This window comes from uncultured Faecalicoccus sp. (genome assembly GCF_944327125.1).
Classification (GTDB): domain Bacteria; phylum Bacillota_I; class Bacilli_A; order Erysipelotrichales; family Erysipelotrichaceae; genus Faecalicoccus.
Map to the genome: position 1 here is coordinate 1 of NZ_CALVGO010000026.1, position 17797 is coordinate 17797.

The following is a 17797-nucleotide window of genomic DNA, read 5'->3' on the forward strand; positions in this document are numbered from 1 at the left end:
CTTTTTTTATGATAGAATATCAATATGTCTTATATTGATGTTTACGTGGAACATAACACATTAAAACTTAACAGCGTTTTTACCTATTCGTGTCGGGAAGATGTCTTACCGGGATGCCGTGTCAAAGTCAGTTTCGGTTCTCAGGAACTGATTGGTTTTGTTGCGAAAATCGATGTGATTCCAAAAACAAGTTCCATCAAGGAAGTTTTGGAAGTGATCGACAAAGAACCTTTGATCAATCAGGAACTTTTTGAACTGGCTTCGTATATTTCAAAACGATATGTGTGTTCTGTAATATCGGTTTTAAAAACCATGCTTCCTCCAGCTTTGAAGCCTTCCAGTTCCAGGGCCAGGGTGATCTATGAAGATTGGATCGATCTGGGAAAAGAAAACGTGGATTTGACCATAAAACAAAAAAAAGCGTTAGAAAGCATACAAGATCGTCTTCCTATGAAAGCGTCTTTGGTCCGAAAGGAAATTACGTTAACGAAAGTTTTACTGGAAAAAGGAGCACTGCAGATCTTTAAGAAAGTAAAACATACAGAATCGATTGAAGACACTGTTCAAGATACAAGTTTCGCGCTGACCAGCGAACAGATTCAGGCAATTGAAACGATCGACTCGGGAAATGAAAGGACCTATCTTCTTCATGGAGTGACCGGTTCGGGAAAAACAGAAGTGTTTTTACAGCTAGCCCAAAAAGTTCTGGATCAAGGCAAACAAGTCTTATTTCTGGTTCCAGAAATTGGGCTTACACCGATGATGATCCAGCGCGTCAAGGCTCGCTTCAAAACAGGGATCGCCTTATATCATTCTTCTTTGAATGCGCAGGAAAAGTACGAGCAATATCTTTCGGTCAAGGAAAATCGCGTTTCGATCGTGGTGGGAACACGAAGCAGTGTCTTTATGCCTTTTTCCAAGCTGGGATTGATTCTGATGGATGAAGAACATGATGGTTCCTATAAGCAGGATTCAATGCCGCGTTATCATACACGGGACGTGGTTTTGGCTCGAGCCCGTTATCATAATTGTAAGGTTGTTTTATCCAGTGCGACACCTTCTCTGGATTCGTATGCACGCGCTTACAAGAATGTTTACCGTTTGGTCGAACTCAAACAGAGGATCCATCAAGATATGCCGTCGATTCATCTTGTCGATATGAAAAAAGAATCTTCAAAACATGGATTGTCTGAATCTTTGATCCAAGCCATTCAAAGGTGTCTTGATCATAAGGAACAGGCCATTCTTCTTTTGAATCGCCGTGGCTATCTTCCGGTGGTCAAGTGTGCGCAATGTCAAAATGTTCTCTCTTGTCCGGATTGCGGATTGGCGTTGTCGTATCATAAAAATCAGGATCTCTTGATGTGTCATTGTTGTGGAAGGGTCTTTCATTTTGACCACACCTGCCCGCAGTGCCATAGCCATGATTTTTTTCAGCTGAGTATGGGAACGGAAAAATTGGAAGAACATCTGCATACCTTGTTTCCAGAAGCAAACATCCTTCGAATGGATGCCGACAGTACACGAAAGAAAAACGCACATGCCGCCATTTTGAAAGAATTTGAAACGAAGGGAGACATTTTACTGGGGACACAGATGGTTGCCAAGGGATTGGATTTTGAAAGAGTAACCGTTGTGGGGATCCTGCAGGCGGATGCCAGTCTGGCCAGGGTGGATTATCAAAGCGCAGAAACAGCTTATGCCATGTTGGAACAGGCAAGCGGCCGCTGTGGAAGAAATGTTTTGGAAGGCCATGTCTATATACAGACATTTGAGCCGGATCACTATGTCATGCAAAGTGTGTTACACCATGATTATTCTTCTTTCTTTTTCAAGGAAATGAAGTACCGGCACCTGGGACAATATCCTCCTTATGTTTATTTATGCACAGTGATCTATACCCATTTTAATGAACAAAAGGCCATGGAAGTAGCCAACGAAGCCAAACTGTTTTTAAAAGATGCCAAGGTGTTGGGGCCTATTTCCATTTCTATGCGCCAAAAGAAAAAGCGCGTTCGTCTTGTCCTTAAATGCAAGGATGAAAATCAGCTCAACTTTATGGTGTGGAGTTTGGTTGAGCACCATTTAAAGTTAAGAACACCCGTGAAACAGGATATCAATATGTATCCGGTAGGTTTGGAGGAGTAATATGCGAAAATGGTTGTATGAAGCCTTATGCCAGGTTCTTCTGGAAGGTAAATATTCGAATCTCTACTTGAAAAATCATTTACAAGATTGCCCGAAAAAAGATCAGGCCCTGGCCACACGCATTTTTTATGGCACTTTGCAGAATCATGGATTTTTAAATTACTGTGTCGATCAGTATGTAAACAAAAAAATCCCCATGCGGATTCGGATATTGCTGATCATGAGTCTTTATCAGCTCTTTTATTTAGACAAGGTGCCTGCCTATGCCATCGTGAACGAAGCGGTGGAACTGGCCAAACAAACACATCAAAACTTTACCGGACTGGTCAATGCCGTTTTACATCGTGCAGACCTAAACGCAATCCAACTTCCTGAAAACGAAGAAGAAAAACTTTCCATACAAAGTTCGCTGCCTTTGTGGCTGATAAAAATGTGGAAGTCTCAATATGGTTTCGAAAAAACATGCGAAATGGCGATGAGCTCCCTGCAGATCTTACCTATCTATGTCCGGAGGAACCCGCTTTGTTCGACTCGGGAGGAATTTGATACGGACGACTTCAGTTATGTTCAGGATGAATTGTACATCTATCATGGAAACGATGTATCCTCTCATTCTTTTTATCGATCCGGAAAGATGAGTGTGCAGGATGCAGGTTCCTACCAAATTGCTCAGTTTGTGAATGCTCAAAAAGGAATGAGTGTTCTTGACTGTTGTGCAGCTCCAGGGACGAAATCGATGGCCATGGCTGAATCGATGCAGGATCAAGGCATGATCTTGTGTCTGGATATCCATGCACATAGGGTTTCCTTGATTGAAAGAGATGCACAAAGACTGCATTTACATTGTATCCATACTCAATGCATGGATGCCACAAAGATGGAAGCGTTGGGATCCTTTGATCGGATCTTGTGCGATGTTCCTTGCAGCGGTTATGGGGTCCTGGCAAGAAAGCCGGATATCAAGATTACAATGAAATCAGAAGACATGGATTCTTTGATCCCTGTTCAAAGAAAGATCCTGGAATCATGCGCATCGCATGTAAAGGAAAAGGGACAGCTGATCTATTCAACTTGTACCGTGAACAAAAAAGAAAACGAAAAACAAGTCGAATACTTTTTGAACTCTCATCCGGAATTTTCTTTGATCGATGAGAAAATGATTTTTCCTACTGTGTCTCAAGATGGTTTCTATATGGCAAAACTTGAGAAGAAAGGGACAGATTTGATATAATTTTTAGATGAATTGAGGTGTAATATGCGAAGCCTTTATGATTTTAATTATGAACAAATGCAAGAGCTTGCCAAAGAATATGGATGGAAAAGTTTTCGAGGACACCAGATTTTTCAGTGGCTTTATCGAAACCGCGTTTTAGATATCGATGAAATGACCAATCTTAGTCTGGAGACAAGAGAAACACTAAAAAAAGATTTTATTATCAGTCCTTTACGGCTTGTCAAAAAACAAGTCTCTCATGATGGAACAACGAAGTTTCTGTTCGCATTGTCCGATGGGGCTCTGGTGGAAAGCGTCATGATGGTTTTTGACTATGGAAAAAGCATTTGTGTGACTTCCCAGGTAGGATGCAATATGGGCTGTGCTTTCTGCGCCAGCGGTCTGACCAAGAAAAGACGAGATCTTACCAGCGGCGAGATGGTTGCACAATTTATCTATGTCCAAAAGGAACTGGATAAAGTATCGGATCGGTTGAGTCATATCGTCGTTATGGGAACGGGAGAACCTTTTGATAACTATGAGAATGTAATGAATTTTCTTTCTACGGTCAATCATGATCGGGGATTAGGAATCGGATCAAGACATATTACGATATCTACTTGCGGTGTGGTTCCGCGAATCTATGATTTTGCCGACGAACATACACAATACAATCTGGCCATCAGTTTACATGCTCCCAACAACGCATTACGAGATCAGCTGATGCCGATCAATCATGCATATCCTTTGGAAGAACTCATGAAGGCTTTGGAATATTATGGGAAAGAAAACAATCGTCGGTTGACGTTTGAATATATATTACTGAAAGGAGTCAATGACTCTAAAAGTCACGCTAAAGAACTGGCCAAACTTTTACGGGGCTATAATGCCTATGTCAATTTGATTCCTTATAATGCCGTGGACGAAAAAGGATTTCAGGGCGTCAGTCATGAAGAAGCCATGGTTTTCTACGATGCTCTGATGAAAGAGGGAGTCCGCTGTACGATTCGAAAGGAACATGGCAATGATATTGATGCGGCTTGCGGACAGCTTCGTATCAAAGAATTGAAAAGAGGACATGAAGAATGAAAATCTATGCGAATACAGATGTAGGCTGCAAAAGACAGATCAATGAGGACGACTTTTGTCTTTTACAAAATCAACACGATGATCTCCTGGCCGTTGTATGTGATGGTATTGGAGGAGCGGCAGCCGGCGAGGTGGCAAGTTCATTGGCCATTCATACCTTAAGAGAATCTTTTTTACAAGTCGATACATTTACCAGCGATGCGCAGGTCAACGAATGGATCCAGTCTTCACTGGAACTGGCCAACGATCGAATCTATAAAAAAAGTATGTCGAACCAAAAGGAAAGAGGAATGGGAACAACGTGTGTCGGCTGTTTGATCACACACGGAAAGACCTATGTATTTAATGTAGGCGATTCTCGTCTTTATGCCTATTATGAGGATGGCCTGGTCCAGATGACAGAAGATCACAGTGTGATCGCTCAGCTGATCAAAGAAGGAAAGATCACTAAAGAAGAGGCAAAACATCATGCACAAAAAAACACTCTGACCAATGCATTGGGCGTATGGCATGTATTTCGCATTGATACCAATCGTATTGAATCCAACTATAAAGCTTTATTGATCTGCAGCGATGGACTGCATGGCTATGTGGGTCATGATCAGATTTTTGATGTGATAAAAGATAAGAAAATGGAAACTCGGCAGAAAGTCGATACGCTTCTTTCTTTGGCCGTCAAAGCGGGAGGCTATGATAACTGCACGGTGATCTTGTTGGAAAACGAGGACTGATGGTATGGCTGAAATGATGATTAAACAAATTGCCAATCGTTATCAGATCTTATCTTTGATTGGACAGGGCGGGATGGCGGATGTGTATCGGGCCAAAGACAAGATCCTGGATCGCATTGTTGCCATCAAAGTCCTCCGTTCCAAGCTGAGTGAAGATCCTATGGTGCTGGTGCGCTTTCAAAGAGAAGCCAGTGCGGCATCCCGTTTGTCTCATCCCAATGTCGTAGATATCTATGATGTCGGTGAATATGAAGGTATGCATTACATCGTCATGGAATATGTCCGGGGAAGAACGCTCAAGCAGCTGATCCAGCAGCGCGGAGCATTGCATTATAATGAAGCTATTGACATTATGAAGCAGCTGACCAGTGCGATGAGTCTGGCTCATCAAAATAAGATCATCCATCGGGATATCAAACCGCAAAATATCCTGATCAAAGATGACGGAACGGTTAAAATCACCGATTTTGGAATTGCCGTTGCTTCCGATTCTGTTCAGCTGACATTAAATAATGCCGTTATGGGCTCGGCTCACTATCTGGCACCGGAGACAGCACAGGGAAAAGAACCCAGTGCTCAGGTTGACATTTATTCGCTGGGAATTGTTTTTTATGAACTTTTGACGGGAACCGTTCCTTTCAAGGGAAAGACACCTACGGAAATTGCCATCAAGCATTTGCGGACGAAGATGCCTTATGTTCGCGATTTTAATCCGATGATTCCTCAATCCGTTGAGAACATTGTGCTAAAAGCGACCGCCAAGGATCCAAATCAAAGATATCTGCATGTTGAAGAAATGCACTATGATCTGGAGCATTGCCGGGATCTTGAATATCGTAACATGGAACGTTTAGAGCTTCAGGAACCAGAGGTTTCCTCTTTAGAAGTGAACCAGGGACATGTTCATGTTCATTATCAGGAAAAAGAAAAAAAGTCGAGAAATCGTTTTAAAACATGGATCGTTGTAATAGGATGTATATGTATTTTATCGGTCAGCTTAGTTTTTGCCTTGATCATGACAGGGACTCTGCCATTGGGCTATGTTACAATGCCGCAGCTAAAAGACCTTTCTCAGGAAGATGCCGTATCTTCACTGGTGGAATTGGGATTTGATGAGGATCAAATCAACATCAAGGAACAAGTCAGTGATGAGATCGATAAGGGAAATGTCATCTCGTCCAATAAAAGTGCGGGTTCTATGGTGAATACGGACGATGAAATTCGGCTGACGATCTCAAAAGGCCCTTCCTTTTTGGTGGGTGATTATACCGGCCAGTATCTGTCGGATGTGGAAGCATCTTTAGAAGAAGAGGGTGTCAAGCTAGACATTGAAGTCATTGAACAGTCGATGGCCAATACCAATCCAGGATATATTTTAGAGCAGCAAGGTCTGAAAATAGGAGATCGAATTGATCCTGATGCAAATGAAAAGATTACCTTTGTGGTGGCTGCTTATCCAAAAGTGACCATTAGTTCAAAATGGATCGGCCGAACTTTTCAAAGTGTTTATCAGGAACTTAGCAATATGGGAATTGCCGCCGTGCAATCCGGCTCGGGGAATGTGATCGTCAATGTATATCCAGGAATAGGAACCGAGTATGTACAGGAAGGACAGGACAGCTATATTACGCTGTACACAGAATAAATGAAAAAGGGAAGAATCATAAAGATCATATCGAATCAGTATACGGTTTCGTTTGAAGATGAAGTCGTGATTGCCAAACCTAGAGGAAAACTTAGAATGGACAAGGCTCCTGTTGTTGGCGATTTTGTACAGGTTGAACAATGTGAAGATGCCTATCGGATCCATTCCATAGAAAAACGGAAGAACCGTCTTTTACGGCCGGCTATCGCAAACGTGGATCAGGCTTTGATCGTTACAAGTTTAAAGGATCCCGATTTTTCGATTCATCTTTTGAACCGTCTGATTTTCCTGGTAAGCCTTGCCGATGTTGAACCGATTGTCATCGTGACCAAACAGGATTTGATTGAAGATCTTTCTTCGTATGAAAAAGAACTAGAATGGTATAAAAAAGCAGGTTACATTGTCGAAATGACCTATCCGGGAAGCAACGATGAAAATTTGAAACAAATTTTGAAAAACAAAGTCAGTGTTCTTTGCGGGCAGAGCGGAGCTGGAAAAAGTTCCTTGTTGAATCGACTGGATCCCGAATTTCAGCTTCAGACCCAGGAAATTTCCAAGGCTTTAGGCAGGGGAAAACATACCACTCGTTATTGCCAGCTGCATTCAGTTGCCGATGGTTTGGTTGCCGACACTCCAGGATTTTCAAGTTTAGATTTTTCTCGCATGGATCTTTCTCATCTGGATTCATGCATCAAAGATTTTCAGCCTTACCTTCACTCTTGCCGATTCAATGACTGCCGCCATATCCACGAACCGGATTGCGCCATTCGTGAAGCGCTGGGTCAAGGAAAAATCAACCCTTCGATTTATGAAGATTATGTAAATATTATGAAAGGAGACTCTTTATGAACGAATTGATCATTGCCCCTTCCGTTTTATCATTGGACTATTCGCAAATGACAGAACAGATCCAAACTCTAAATCAAAGTAAAGCCAAATGGCTGCATTTCGATGTGATGGACGGACATTTTGTGCCCAATCTTACCTTTGGGCCTGATTTGTTGAAAGGGTTTAAGAAATCCGCTAAACAATTTCTGGATGTTCATTTGATGGTTGAGGATCCTGTGAAATATTCACCGATTTTTATTGAAGCAGGTGCCGATTGTATCACTTTTCATACGGAAGCTCTGCAAAACGATGTCACAAAAATTGCTTCTTTATTGAAACAAAATCATGATCAGGGAGTAAAAACGGGATTTGTAGTCAAACCGAATACACCAATTGAACAATTTGAAAATCTACTGAATCAGGTCGATATCATTCTTATTATGAGCGTAGAACCAGGATTTGGTGGACAGTCTTTTATGGAAAATATGCTGGAAAAGGTAAAGTGGCTGGTATCAAAAAGAGAAGAGCTTGGCCTTTCATACCGCATTGAAATCGATGGCGGAATCAACGAAATAACATCAAAAAAGGCAATCAAAGCTGGATGTGATACGATCGTGGCAGGAAGCTATGTTTTTAAAGGAAACATCCTTAATAATATAGAAAGTCTTTTAAAATGAAAACCGCTGTACTCGTCACTCCTTTGACGGTTACGATTCCAATCATAAAAGATGCGGATTATATTGGAGTAGATGCCGGCTGTATCAAGATTTTAAAACAGGGGTTGAAATTGGCTTTTGGCGTTGGCGATTTTGACTCTATGGATCCAGAAACATTCGAAAAAATGAAGAATATCTCAAATCTGGTCATCCATCCTGTTCGTAAAAATGAAACGGATAGTGAGTTAGCCTTGGAGATCTGTCAAAAAAAGGGGTATGAAAGATTGATCTTATGCGGCGGCTTGCATGGACGAATCGATCATACGATCGCGAATATTCGGCTGTTGATGTATCGTTTTCCAAATTTGATTCTGGAAGATGATCATCAAAGAATTTACTATCTGTCAAAAGGGGATCATGTATTGAAAAAAAATTCGACTCATATTTCTTTTTTTGCGGTGGAAAAGACAGTAGTGACCCTTAAGGGATTTGCTTATCCTTTGGATAAGTACACGGTGTATCCAAAAGATATTCTGACCGTTTCCAATGAAATCGTAGAAGAGAGTGCAAGAGTAGAGATCCATCAGGGCAGTCTACTTTGTGTAGAAACGGATATTCAATAGAAAGAAGAAGTCATATGCAGGATATTCTAAACAATATGTTTTTAGGGCTGCTGGCCATCATTGTCGGTTTTTTGATGACATGGATCCCTGGCAGTGTCTATGCTTTGTTTGTAAGCTTTCTTCTATTGTATCTGGGAGTCAGTTCGTTTTGGCTTTTGATTCGGTTTTTCCGTAAAAAAAATAAGGGCGATATTTTGATGGCGATATTGTCTTTTATATTTTTTGTCATTTTATCCAATCATCAGAATATTCCGCAGAATATCATGCAGCTGTGTTTTGGGATCTATTGTATATTATGCGGAATGGCTTCTCTGGTTCAGCTGATCATCAATTATTTGAATGGAATCCAGGAAAAGGTTTTGCTTTTGCTTTTTAGCCTCTTTTATTTCATCCTGGGGATCTATGTTTTATTTTTGGATGAAAATCCGTATTTGTTGATGCGAGCCTTTGGTTTTTATTTGATGATCTTAGGCGCACGCTATATCGAAGATGGAACCGAAGCGATAAATCCATTGACAAAATATGAATGGAAGCGAAAATTTCGAATTACTTTTCCTGCCATTCTATGTGCCTTGTTTCCGGATTGGGCATTGAATGCGATCAATCGGTATCTGGAATCTGGCCAGGAATTTGAATATGAAGAAAAAACCGATTCCGTGTCTTCCTTGCTGCATGTCTTTGTTCATGTGGGCCCTTACGGCTTCCAAAAGGTCGGACATATTTGTTTCTCTTATCGGGGGCTGGTTTACAGTTATGGGAATTATGACAGTTCTTCGTTTCGATTGAATCAGACGATTGGAGATGGTGTTTTTTTTAAGGTTCCGGAAATGTATTACATTCCTAATGCCATGGAGGCAGAAAAAAATACGATTTTTGAATACGGAATTCAATTGAATAAGGAACAGGAACAAATTTTACAAACACAGCTTATCAAACTGGAAGAACATAGTTACCGGTGGTATTGCCGGTTAGAAAAAGAAAATGGTTATCAGTGCTTTGAACAGTACAAAGAAGATTATCCTTCACGTCTTCATTATAAAACGGGAGCAAAGCTGTATAAATTTTCATCAGGAAAATTTAAGACATACTGGGCTTTAGGTGATAATTGTGCGCTTTTTACAGATCGTGTTTTAGGATGTCTGGGGGCCGATATTTTAAGCATCCGAGGAATTATTTCTCCTGGCACATATCTTGAATGGCTTCAAAAGGAATACATGAAAAAGAACAGTCCTATCGTTTCCCGAAGGATCCATAGTATTGAAAAGGCATAAAAAAAAGCTTCTTACGAAGCTTCTTTTTATATCAATTAGATAGCGCCTTGTTTTTTCAATGTTCTTAAGGCACGCGCACTCACACGAACTGTCTGAGGTTTCCCGTCAACAACCAAACGAACTTTCTGCAAGTTTACGTTCCATGTACGACGAGTAGCACGCATAGAGTGAGAACGCTTGTTTCCTGTTAAAGGACCTCTACCAGATACTGCACATACTTTTGACATGTCGCTGTCCTCCTTTTTCCTTTCTTGTTGCGAAACTGCTTATATATATTATCATTTGACAAAGCCCTTTTCAAGAGGAAATTTCATTGTTTTTGTATTTATGAACATGATATAATGATGTGCGGAAATGGAGAGATAACCATGAATTTATCAAACGAAATGATACTTTTGGCCGGCTTTGTGGTCAGTGTGCTCTGCATGCTTCTGATTATGCCGCCAATGATCGATTTTTTGCATAAGATCAAATTTGGACAGACAGAACGTCTGGAGGGACTGGACAGTCATAAAGTGAAAAATGGGACCCCGACCATGGGAGGTATTGCCTTTATCACAGTTCCTGTGATCCTTTATCTGATTTTGTCTTGTTTTACGTCCATTCAAGTGGATATGAACATGATCATTATTTTGCTTGCCTTTGTCGGCTATGGTTTGATCGGCTTTATCGATGATTATATCATCGTTGTAAAAAAAGATAACACAGGATTGAAGCCGGCGGTCAAGTTCGCAATGCAGTCTGTTTTGGCCATCGTGTTTTACCTGATGTATACCTCCCATAATCCGACCACTTTATGGATTCCTATCATCGATGTTTCCTTTGATATCGGATTTTTGTATTTTTTCCTCATTTTCTTCATGTTTACTGCCGAAACCAACGCTGTCAATCTAACAGATGGTCTTGATGGACTATGTGCCGGTCAGATGATCATCGCATTGATTCCGTTTCTTTTATTCTCTTTATGGAATCAGGAAAATAATATTGCGACGCTGATCGTATTGGTAATTGGAGCGTTAATTGGCTATCTGTTTTTCAACAAACATCCGGCCAAGATCTTTATGGGAGATACAGGATCGCTTGCCTTGGGAGGTTTTTTAGCGGCGGTAGCCATGATCTTGAAACAAGAGATCTTATTGATCGTAATAGGTTTTGTATTTGTCATTGAAGTACTCAGCGTAATGATCCAGGTCACTTATTATAAAAAGACACACAAACGGATTTTTAAGATGGCTCCTTTACATCATCATTTTGAAAAATGCGGATGGAGCGAAACCAAGGTCGTTTTGTGGTTCTGGTTTGCTGGTCTGATTTTTGCGCTTCTTGGAATCTTCCTGGGGGTGAGATAACATGAAAAACGTACTTGTCATCGGCGCCGCCCGAAGCGGTATCGCGGTCAGTCATTTACTGGTGAAGATGGGATATCATGTACGGATCACCGATCAAAAAGAAATTCCTGAAAAAGAACAGTTGCTCAAAGAACAGATCGAAGTCTTTGACAATGGCCACCCAGATGCCTTGAAAACCATCGATTATGAATTTATCGTAAAAAATCCAGGTATACCGTATCGCGCACCGTTTGTTCATTATTTTGTTGAAAAGGGTGTTTCTATCTATACGGAAATTGAGATTGCCTACCGTTATGCGAAAAATTTCTCTTATGCGGCCATTACGGGAACCGATGGGAAAACAACCGTGACGACATTGTTGTATGAAATGTTGAAAAGTGAAAAGCCTGCCCTAGTTGCCGGGAATATTGGTACGCCTTTAAGCGAACTGGCATTACAGTATACGGATCAAGATTATGTGGTTGCTCTTGAATTGAGTAATTTTCAGCTTTTAGGCATTGATCAGTTTAATCCGGTCATCAGTACCGTTACCAATCTGGCGCCAGATCATCTGGACTATATGGATTCGCTGGAAGATTATTACCGGTCTAAAATGCGTATTTATAAAAACGGATCCTCACATAACTGGTTTATTCGAAATGTGGATGATTTAGAAATCTTGAAATATGCACAGGATATTCCCTGCAATGTCATTGATTTTTCATTAAAACGTAAAGATGTGGATCTTTATAAAGATGACCAATATGCCTATTATAAAGATCAGATCTTGTTTAAACTGGATGATCTAAAGATCGTCGGTGATTTTAACTGCGCCAATGCGATGATGGCTGGTTGCATGGCTTACCATATGGGAATCTCTATCGAATCGATCCAGAATGTCATTCGATCTTTCAAAGGTGTGGAACATCGAATCGAATATGTCGATACGTATCAGGGGGTTCGTATATACAATGACTCCAAAGCAACGAACACCCATGCGGCCTGTGCTGCACTAAGCGCTTTTGATCAAAACGTGATCTTATTGTGCGGAGGAAAAGACAAGCACATTTCGTTTGAGGATCTAAAACAGTTTGATTCCAAGATCAAACATTGTTTCTCCTTTGGGCAAACGAAAGATCATTTTAAGACTATTTTTACTCATCAAAGTTCAGTGGAAACGATGGAAGAAGCTTTAAAGGAAGCTTTATCTATCGCTAAGGCAGGGGACGTGATCTTGTTGAGTCCAGCCTGTTCAAGCTTTGATCAGTTTAAAAACTTTGAAGTCCGCGGAGAAATCTTCAAAGAACTTGTAACTAAGATGACAAAGGAGAAGTAGTATGGATTTTATTCTTGACTTTCTAAAATCGATTCTGTTTGGAATTGTCCAGGGAATCACCGAATGGCTGCCGATAAGCAGCACCGGACATTTGATCTTGTTGGACAGTCTTATGCCTTTGGATCCTCCTGAATTCTTTGAAGTGTTCAAAGTGGTGATTCAGTTTGGAAGTATCATTGCGGTTGTTGTTCTTTATTTTCATCGTTTAAATCCATGGAGCAAAAACAAAAGCCGCGCCAAACAAAAAGAAACCTTTGAATTATGGAAAAAAGTGATCGTGGGTGCCATACCGGCAGCGATCCTTGGCTTTTTGTTGGATGACATCATCGAAGGGTATTTAAGTGCGAATTTTATCATTGCGATTACATTGATCGCTTATGGGATCATCTTTATCGTTGTTGAAAAGCACCCAAAGACACCAACCATTCATACACTCGATGAATTGGATTATAAGACCAGCTTAAAGATCGGTTGTTTTCAATGTTTGGCATTGATTCCGGGAACTTCCCGTTCCGGATCAACGATCTTAGGGGGGCTTTACAGCGGTTGTACAAGAACGATTGCCAGTGAGTTTTCTTTCTTTGTGGCAGTACCGATCATGCTGGGAGCCAGCGGTTTGAAACTGGTCAAATATTTTATGGAATCCGGATTCTTTTCTTTTGGACAGCTCTTGGTCTTATTGATGGGAACCTTTATCAGCTTCGTAGTTTCACTTTTTGCGATTCGTGCATTATTAAATTATGTTCGTAAACATGATTTTACTGTTTTTGGATGGTATCGAATCGTATTGGGGCTCGTGGTCCTTTTATTTTTCTATATCTTGTAGAAATAAACGCTATTGTGAAATCTCACAACAGCGCTTTTTTAATAAGAAGTCCCTCCGGGAACATTTAAAAATTCTTCCAGTGTCAGGCCCGATTCATAGATTGTCCTGGCAATATCACCGACATATCGTAGATGCCATGGTTCGGCCATATATCCGGTTATGTTTTCTTTTCCCTGGGGATAGCGAACAATAAATCCATATTCATGGGCATGTGCCTTGATCCACTGCACTTCTGGCTGGGTCTCTACCAAGGTTCCGTTGGTGTGTTTTAAATCAAAAGCCAGTCCGGTTTGATGTTCAGAAAAGCCTGGCTTTGCACTAAATCGATCGGCCTGGGCCTGTCCATAACTTGCCACGTAGCCGTTATAGAGAGAAGCTTGATAACTGTAACTTCTATATCCGCTGTACTGATTGCTGATATGGTAGCCTTGCGCCTGCATGTCGGCAATCAGTTTTCGTATTTGGTTTCCAGCTTCTGCATTTTCCCCAGGGGCATAGTTGGAAGGTAGACCATGTTTCTTGTTTACGATCAGGATGCCTTGGCTGTAAAAGAGACCATCTTCTTTTGATTCCTGTAAAACAGACGGTGAAGAAGGTATGTCTGTAACTTTAACTGTGCATTCTTTTTCAACCGTATTGTCATGTGAATCGATGGCGCGAACAAGGATCGTATAATCATCCGGCGTATTGAAATTGACGGATTTCGAATCGATTTGGATGTCAGCGCCGCTTAGATCTTCGGCTTTAAAATATTGTGTAAAATCGTAGTTGGTTTCCGTACCGGCTGGAATTTCAATCGTTTCGGTAAATTTTGAAAATTTCGGTTCAACCGTATCTTTTACACAGACTTTGAAAGTTTTTGATTGAGGAGTAAAAAAAGTTTTAAAATGCACGGTACAATCGTACTCACCAACTTGAGGATATGTTTTGTTTTTTTCGTTTTTTATAGAAGATACATCAATTTTGATTTCCTGAAGGGAATTCAGGTCTTCCTTATCAAATAATTGATTTTTTGTGATTTCCACGGATTTACCATATTCAAAAGTAAAAGATGATTTTTTTAACGTAGTCGTTTGATTGATTTTCCACACACAGAAAATCGATGCCGCAAGCAAAAGCAGACTCAACGCGATGACTGTAATGATAAGTTTTTTCTTCATAATCAACAACCTTTTTTTTATTGTATACCAAACACAAAAAAAAGACGAGAGGAGTTATTCTCGTCTTAATAAGTTTTATTCTTTTGTCAGTTCTTCAAGCCGATCCCCGTAACGGCTTTCGTCACAGTCGACAAGAGTATTTTCGTTGGCATACTTTTTAACGGCGGCACTGGATTTGGCGATTGGCTGAAGTGTACCGGCTCCGGCCACACATCCGCCAGGGCAGGCCATACCTTCCAGCAGATAACCATCCAAACGTCCAGCCTTGGCCATCATCAACATTGTCTTACAGTTTTTCAAGCCTTCTGCAGCTTGAACTTTAACTTCAACTTCTGGATGTTTTTTATTGATCAAAGATTTAACGGCTTTGGCAACTCCACCACTAACCGCAAATTCACGGCCGCGGTTGGTTCCTTCGACTAGTGGATCGTTTCCTTCGATTTCTTCCAGATTGATGTTTTTCGCAACGAACATTCCCATAACTTCTTCAAAGGTCAATACAAAGTCAACATCGCTTCGTACCGATTTACGGCTGGCTTCCAACTTCTTGGCCGCACATGGACCAATGAAGACAACCTTACAGTTAGGATCATCTTTTTTGATCATGCGGGCTGTCAACACCATTGGAGTCAACGCCATTGAAATATAAGATGCATACTGTGGGAATAATTTTTTAGCCATGACTGACCATGCCGGACAGCAGGATGTAGCCATCCAAGGCTGTTTTTCAGGAACCTTGTCCAGGAAATCTTCGGCTTCTTCAATGGTACATAGATCGGCACCAATGGCCACTTCAACAACGTCAGAGAATCCCAGTTCTTTTAAAGCGGCGGTCAGCTTTTCTGGAGTGACACTTGGTCCAAATTGTCCTACAAAGGCAGGAGCGACAGCCGCAACGACACGGTGTCCCTCTTTCATTGCGTAAATGGTTTGGAAAATCTGTCCCTTGTCAACGATTGCACCAAACGGACAGTTGACCAAACACATACCGCAGCTTACACATTTATCGTAGTTGATAACCGCTTTTCCATCTTCATCACTAGTGATGGCATCCATACCGCAGCTTGCGGCACATGGTCGTTCGATCTTTGTGATGGCTTTGTATGGACAAGCTTCCATACAACGACCGCATTTAATACACTTGTCCTGGTCGATGTAGCTTCTTCCATTTACGATATGGATCGCATCTTTTGGACATACTTCTGTACATTGGTGAGAAAGGCAGCCCTGGCATGCGTTTGTCACGAATACCTTTTTTTCCGGGCATGCGTTACAGGCAAATTTGATGATATTGATCAGTGGATCGTCGTAATATTTTTTCGCAATGGCACTTTCTTCAATACCGTCCGATAAAGCTTTGAATTCTTTGGCATCGCGGGTAGGAAGTCCCATTCCTAAACGCAAACGTTCTCCGATGATCGCTCTTTCCAAAAAGATGCTGTTTCGATAGGTTGCTTTATCTCCTGGAAGCAATTCATAGGGAATTTGTTCGATTCTTTTCGCAAGATCTTCACAGTCATCATATGCCATGCTGGCAATGGCCGCAAAAACTTTACGGCGAAGATCTGTGACTGAATTGTATATACCGCGCATATATCCTCCTTATGTTTAATAACCTTCTTTATTATAAAGGACAAAGCCAATAAAAAAAAGAAGAAATTGCTAACAGATTCACAATACATCTTGTTATAATCAAAAAGGTGATACGCTATGAAAAAAATCGTATGGGATTGGAACGGAACTTTATTCGATGATGTACAGCTTTGCCTATCTTGTATCAATGCTCTACTACGTCGGTATCAGGTTCCGGTTTTAAAAGATTTAAGTGCTTACCGGAAGGTTTTTGGTTTTCCCATCAAAGACTATTATAGGGAAATAGGATTTGACTTTTCCAAAACACCGTTTGAAAAGCTGGCACAGGAATATATGGATATGTATCAGGATCGAAGTTACCAGTGTGATCTTGTTACAGGCGCTTTGGATGTTCTTTCCCGGGCCAAAGAAATGGGGATTCATCAAACGGTACTTTCGGCAAGCCGTAAAGATTACCTTTTGTCGCAGATCCGTGCCAAAGGGATCCAGAATCATGTCGATGATATTTATGGAATTGAAAACATTTACGCAAAAAGCAAACTGGATCTGGCAAAGGTTTATAAAGAGACTTGCTCTAAAGAGGATGAAATCTGGTTTGTTGGAGACAGCCTTCATGACTTTGAAGCGGCCAATGTGATGGGTGCAAACTGTCTTCTTGTGACCAGCGGACATCAGTCTTATGACCGGTTAAAAGAAACGGGCGTCCCGGTTTTTGATTCCCTGGAAAACTGTTTGGAGGTTATCTATGAAGGAAATACAAATAGGCGCTAACGATGCCGGACAGAGATTGGATAAGTTCTTACAGAAATATTTTACGAACTTACCGAAATCAATGATGTATAAGGCAATCCGAAACAAAAAGATCAAGATCAATCGAAAACGATGTCAGTTTGATCAACAACTGAAGGAAGGTGACATTGTTCTCCTTTTTCTGCCCCCTGAATTTTTGGAAGAGAAGGTCACAGAGATTCCGCTTTATACCGGGAATCTCGATGTGATCTATGAGGATTCGGACATCTTGATCGTGAACAAAGAAGCAGGCCTGCTTTCACAAAGCGATCAGGCTGGCCAACAAGACACACTGGTTGGTCGTGTTCAGTACTACCTTTATGCGAAAAAAGAGTATGATCCTGAACAGGAAAACAGCTTTACGCCGGCATTGTGTCATCGGCTGGATAAAAACACGCAGGGACTGGTGATCGCGGCAAAAAATGCCCGGGCTTTGCGGATCATGAATCAGGCCATTAAAGAACGCAAAATTCAAAAATATTACTATGCGGTTGTAGAAGGGACATTTTCACAAAAAGATTTTAGTATTACCTGTTTTATAAAGAAAGAACAGACCAAAGC

17 protein-coding genes are annotated in these 17797 nt (G+C 41.0%); 14 read left to right on the forward strand and 3 right to left on the reverse strand.

Annotated elements, in window-relative coordinates:
* The first annotated feature begins 24 nt into the window (after positions 1–24).
* From priA to Q0K03_RS04610, 9 genes are read left to right on the forward strand one after another with little or no spacing between them, the layout of a single operon-like run.
* Positions 25–2148: a primosomal protein N' gene (gene priA, locus Q0K03_RS04570; RefSeq protein WP_297238198.1), complete on the forward strand. Its 2124-nt coding sequence runs from the start codon at positions 25–27 to the stop codon at positions 2146–2148.
* A 1-nt stretch (position 2149) separates the two neighbouring features.
* The gene (gene rsmB / locus Q0K03_RS04575) at positions 2150–3379 is read left to right on the forward strand and encodes a 16S rRNA (cytosine(967)-C(5))-methyltransferase RsmB (protein ID WP_297238200.1); all 1230 of its coding nucleotides are present in this window, start codon (positions 2150–2152) and stop codon (positions 3377–3379) included.
* Between the two features lie 24 nt (positions 3380–3403).
* Entirely contained in the window at positions 3404–4450 is a 1047-nt protein-coding gene (gene rlmN, locus Q0K03_RS04580; RefSeq protein ID WP_297238202.1) for a 23S rRNA (adenine(2503)-C(2))-methyltransferase RlmN, read from the forward strand.
* The gene (locus Q0K03_RS04585) at positions 4447–5181 is read left to right on the forward strand and encodes a Stp1/IreP family PP2C-type Ser/Thr phosphatase (protein WP_297238204.1); all 735 of its coding nucleotides are present in this window, start codon (positions 4447–4449) and stop codon (positions 5179–5181) included. Before rlmN ends, Q0K03_RS04585 begins: the two co-directional genes overlap by 4 nt.
* Before the next feature lie 4 nt (positions 5182–5185).
* Positions 5186–6826, forward strand: a complete 1641-nt coding sequence (gene pknB, locus Q0K03_RS04590) for a Stk1 family PASTA domain-containing Ser/Thr kinase (RefSeq protein ID WP_297238206.1) — start codon at positions 5186–5188, stop codon at positions 6824–6826.
* Positions 6827–7675 (forward strand): ribosome small subunit-dependent GTPase A, encoded by an 849-nt coding sequence (gene rsgA, locus Q0K03_RS04595; protein WP_297238209.1) that lies wholly within the window; start codon positions 6827–6829, stop codon positions 7673–7675.
* Positions 7672–8331, forward strand: a complete 660-nt coding sequence (rpe, locus tag Q0K03_RS04600) for a ribulose-phosphate 3-epimerase (RefSeq protein ID WP_297238212.1) — start codon at positions 7672–7674, stop codon at positions 8329–8331. Before rsgA ends, rpe begins: the two co-directional genes overlap by 4 nt.
* Positions 8328–8933 carry a thiamine diphosphokinase gene (locus Q0K03_RS04605; RefSeq protein WP_297238214.1) on the forward strand — a complete coding sequence of 202 codons (606 nt, stop codon included), beginning with the start codon at positions 8328–8330 and terminating at the stop codon, positions 8931–8933. The genes rpe and Q0K03_RS04605 overlap by 4 nt, the downstream gene beginning before the upstream one ends.
* A gap of 14 nt (positions 8934–8947) precedes the next feature.
* Positions 8948–10204 carry a hypothetical protein gene (locus Q0K03_RS04610; RefSeq protein ID WP_297238216.1) on the forward strand — a complete coding sequence of 419 codons (1257 nt, stop codon included), beginning with the start codon at positions 8948–8950 and terminating at the stop codon, positions 10202–10204.
* A 35-nt stretch (positions 10205–10239) separates the two neighbouring features.
* Here the strand turns inward: Q0K03_RS04610 and rpmB are convergent, their stop codons facing one another.
* Positions 10240–10431: a 50S ribosomal protein L28 gene (rpmB, locus tag Q0K03_RS04615; protein ID WP_297238218.1), complete on the reverse strand. Its 192-nt coding sequence runs from the start codon at positions 10429–10431 to the stop codon at positions 10240–10242.
* A gap of 141 nt (positions 10432–10572) precedes the next feature.
* Between rpmB and mraY the strand changes: the two genes are divergently transcribed.
* Genes mraY through Q0K03_RS04630 form a run of 3 tightly spaced genes read left to right on the forward strand, consistent with a single transcriptional unit; the run spans position 10573 to position 13694 of the window.
* Entirely contained in the window at positions 10573–11553 is a 981-nt protein-coding gene (gene mraY, locus Q0K03_RS04620; RefSeq protein WP_297238220.1) for a phospho-N-acetylmuramoyl-pentapeptide-transferase, read from the forward strand.
* A 1-nt stretch (position 11554) separates the two neighbouring features.
* Positions 11555–12868 carry a UDP-N-acetylmuramoyl-L-alanine--D-glutamate ligase gene (murD, locus tag Q0K03_RS04625; RefSeq protein ID WP_297238221.1) on the forward strand — a complete coding sequence of 438 codons (1314 nt, stop codon included), beginning with the start codon at positions 11555–11557 and terminating at the stop codon, positions 12866–12868.
* A gap of 1 nt (position 12869) precedes the next feature.
* Positions 12870–13694 (forward strand): undecaprenyl-diphosphate phosphatase, encoded by an 825-nt coding sequence (locus Q0K03_RS04630; RefSeq protein ID WP_297238223.1) that lies wholly within the window; start codon positions 12870–12872, stop codon positions 13692–13694.
* Positions 13695–13732: 38 nt separating this feature from the next.
* Here the strand turns inward: Q0K03_RS04630 and Q0K03_RS04635 are convergent, their stop codons facing one another.
* On the reverse strand, positions 13733–14854 hold the full coding sequence (locus Q0K03_RS04635) for a D-alanyl-D-alanine carboxypeptidase family protein (protein ID WP_297238225.1): 1122 nt from the start codon (positions 14852–14854) through the stop codon (positions 13733–13735).
* 75 nt (positions 14855–14929) lie between these two features.
* Positions 14930–16447, reverse strand: coding sequence for a 4Fe-4S dicluster domain-containing protein (locus Q0K03_RS04640; protein WP_297238227.1), 1518 nt, complete (start codon positions 16445–16447; stop codon positions 14930–14932).
* A gap of 117 nt (positions 16448–16564) precedes the next feature.
* Here Q0K03_RS04640 and Q0K03_RS04645 point away from each other — a divergent pair, with 117 nt between their 5' ends.
* Positions 16565–17218 (forward strand): HAD hydrolase-like protein, encoded by a 654-nt coding sequence (locus tag Q0K03_RS04645; RefSeq protein ID WP_297238229.1) that lies wholly within the window; start codon positions 16565–16567, stop codon positions 17216–17218.
* On the forward strand, positions 17193–17797 hold a 605-nt coding region (locus Q0K03_RS04650), incomplete at its 3' end, for an RluA family pseudouridine synthase (protein ID WP_297238231.1). The genes Q0K03_RS04645 and Q0K03_RS04650, both read left to right, overlap by 26 nt.

Excerpts from the sequence above, each read along its gene's own strand:
- rsgA (WP_297238209.1), top strand. The coding sequence starts at position 6,827 with ATGAAAAAGGGAAGAATCATAAAGATCATATCGAATCAGTATACGGTT.
- rlmN (WP_297238202.1), top strand. The coding sequence starts at position 3,404 with ATGCGAAGCCTTTATGATTTTAATTATGAACAAATGCAAGAGCTTGCC.
- Q0K03_RS04635 (WP_297238225.1), bottom strand. The coding sequence starts at position 14,854 with ATGAAGAAAAAACTTATCATTACAGTCATCGCGTTGAGTCTGCTTTTG.
- Q0K03_RS04645 (WP_297238229.1), top strand. The coding sequence starts at position 16,565 with ATGAAAAAAATCGTATGGGATTGGAACGGAACTTTATTCGATGATGTA.
- pknB (WP_297238206.1), top strand. The coding sequence starts at position 5,186 with ATGGCTGAAATGATGATTAAACAAATTGCCAATCGTTATCAGATCTTA.
- Q0K03_RS04630 (WP_297238223.1), top strand. The coding sequence starts at position 12,870 with ATGGATTTTATTCTTGACTTTCTAAAATCGATTCTGTTTGGAATTGTC.
- Q0K03_RS04610 (WP_297238216.1), top strand. The coding sequence starts at position 8,948 with ATGCAGGATATTCTAAACAATATGTTTTTAGGGCTGCTGGCCATCATT.
- rpe (WP_297238212.1), top strand. The coding sequence starts at position 7,672 with ATGAACGAATTGATCATTGCCCCTTCCGTTTTATCATTGGACTATTCG.
- mraY (WP_297238220.1), top strand. The coding sequence starts at position 10,573 with ATGAATTTATCAAACGAAATGATACTTTTGGCCGGCTTTGTGGTCAGT.
- murD (WP_297238221.1), top strand. The coding sequence starts at position 11,555 with ATGAAAAACGTACTTGTCATCGGCGCCGCCCGAAGCGGTATCGCGGTC.
- priA (WP_297238198.1), top strand. The coding sequence starts at position 25 with ATGTCTTATATTGATGTTTACGTGGAACATAACACATTAAAACTTAAC.
- Q0K03_RS04640 (WP_297238227.1), bottom strand. The coding sequence starts at position 16,447 with ATGCGCGGTATATACAATTCAGTCACAGATCTTCGCCGTAAAGTTTTT.
- rpmB (WP_297238218.1), bottom strand. The coding sequence starts at position 10,431 with ATGTCAAAAGTATGTGCAGTATCTGGTAGAGGTCCTTTAACAGGAAAC.
- Q0K03_RS04585 (WP_297238204.1), top strand. The coding sequence starts at position 4,447 with ATGAAAATCTATGCGAATACAGATGTAGGCTGCAAAAGACAGATCAAT.
- Q0K03_RS04605 (WP_297238214.1), top strand. The coding sequence starts at position 8,328 with ATGAAAACCGCTGTACTCGTCACTCCTTTGACGGTTACGATTCCAATC.
- rsmB (WP_297238200.1), top strand. The coding sequence starts at position 2,150 with ATGCGAAAATGGTTGTATGAAGCCTTATGCCAGGTTCTTCTGGAAGGT.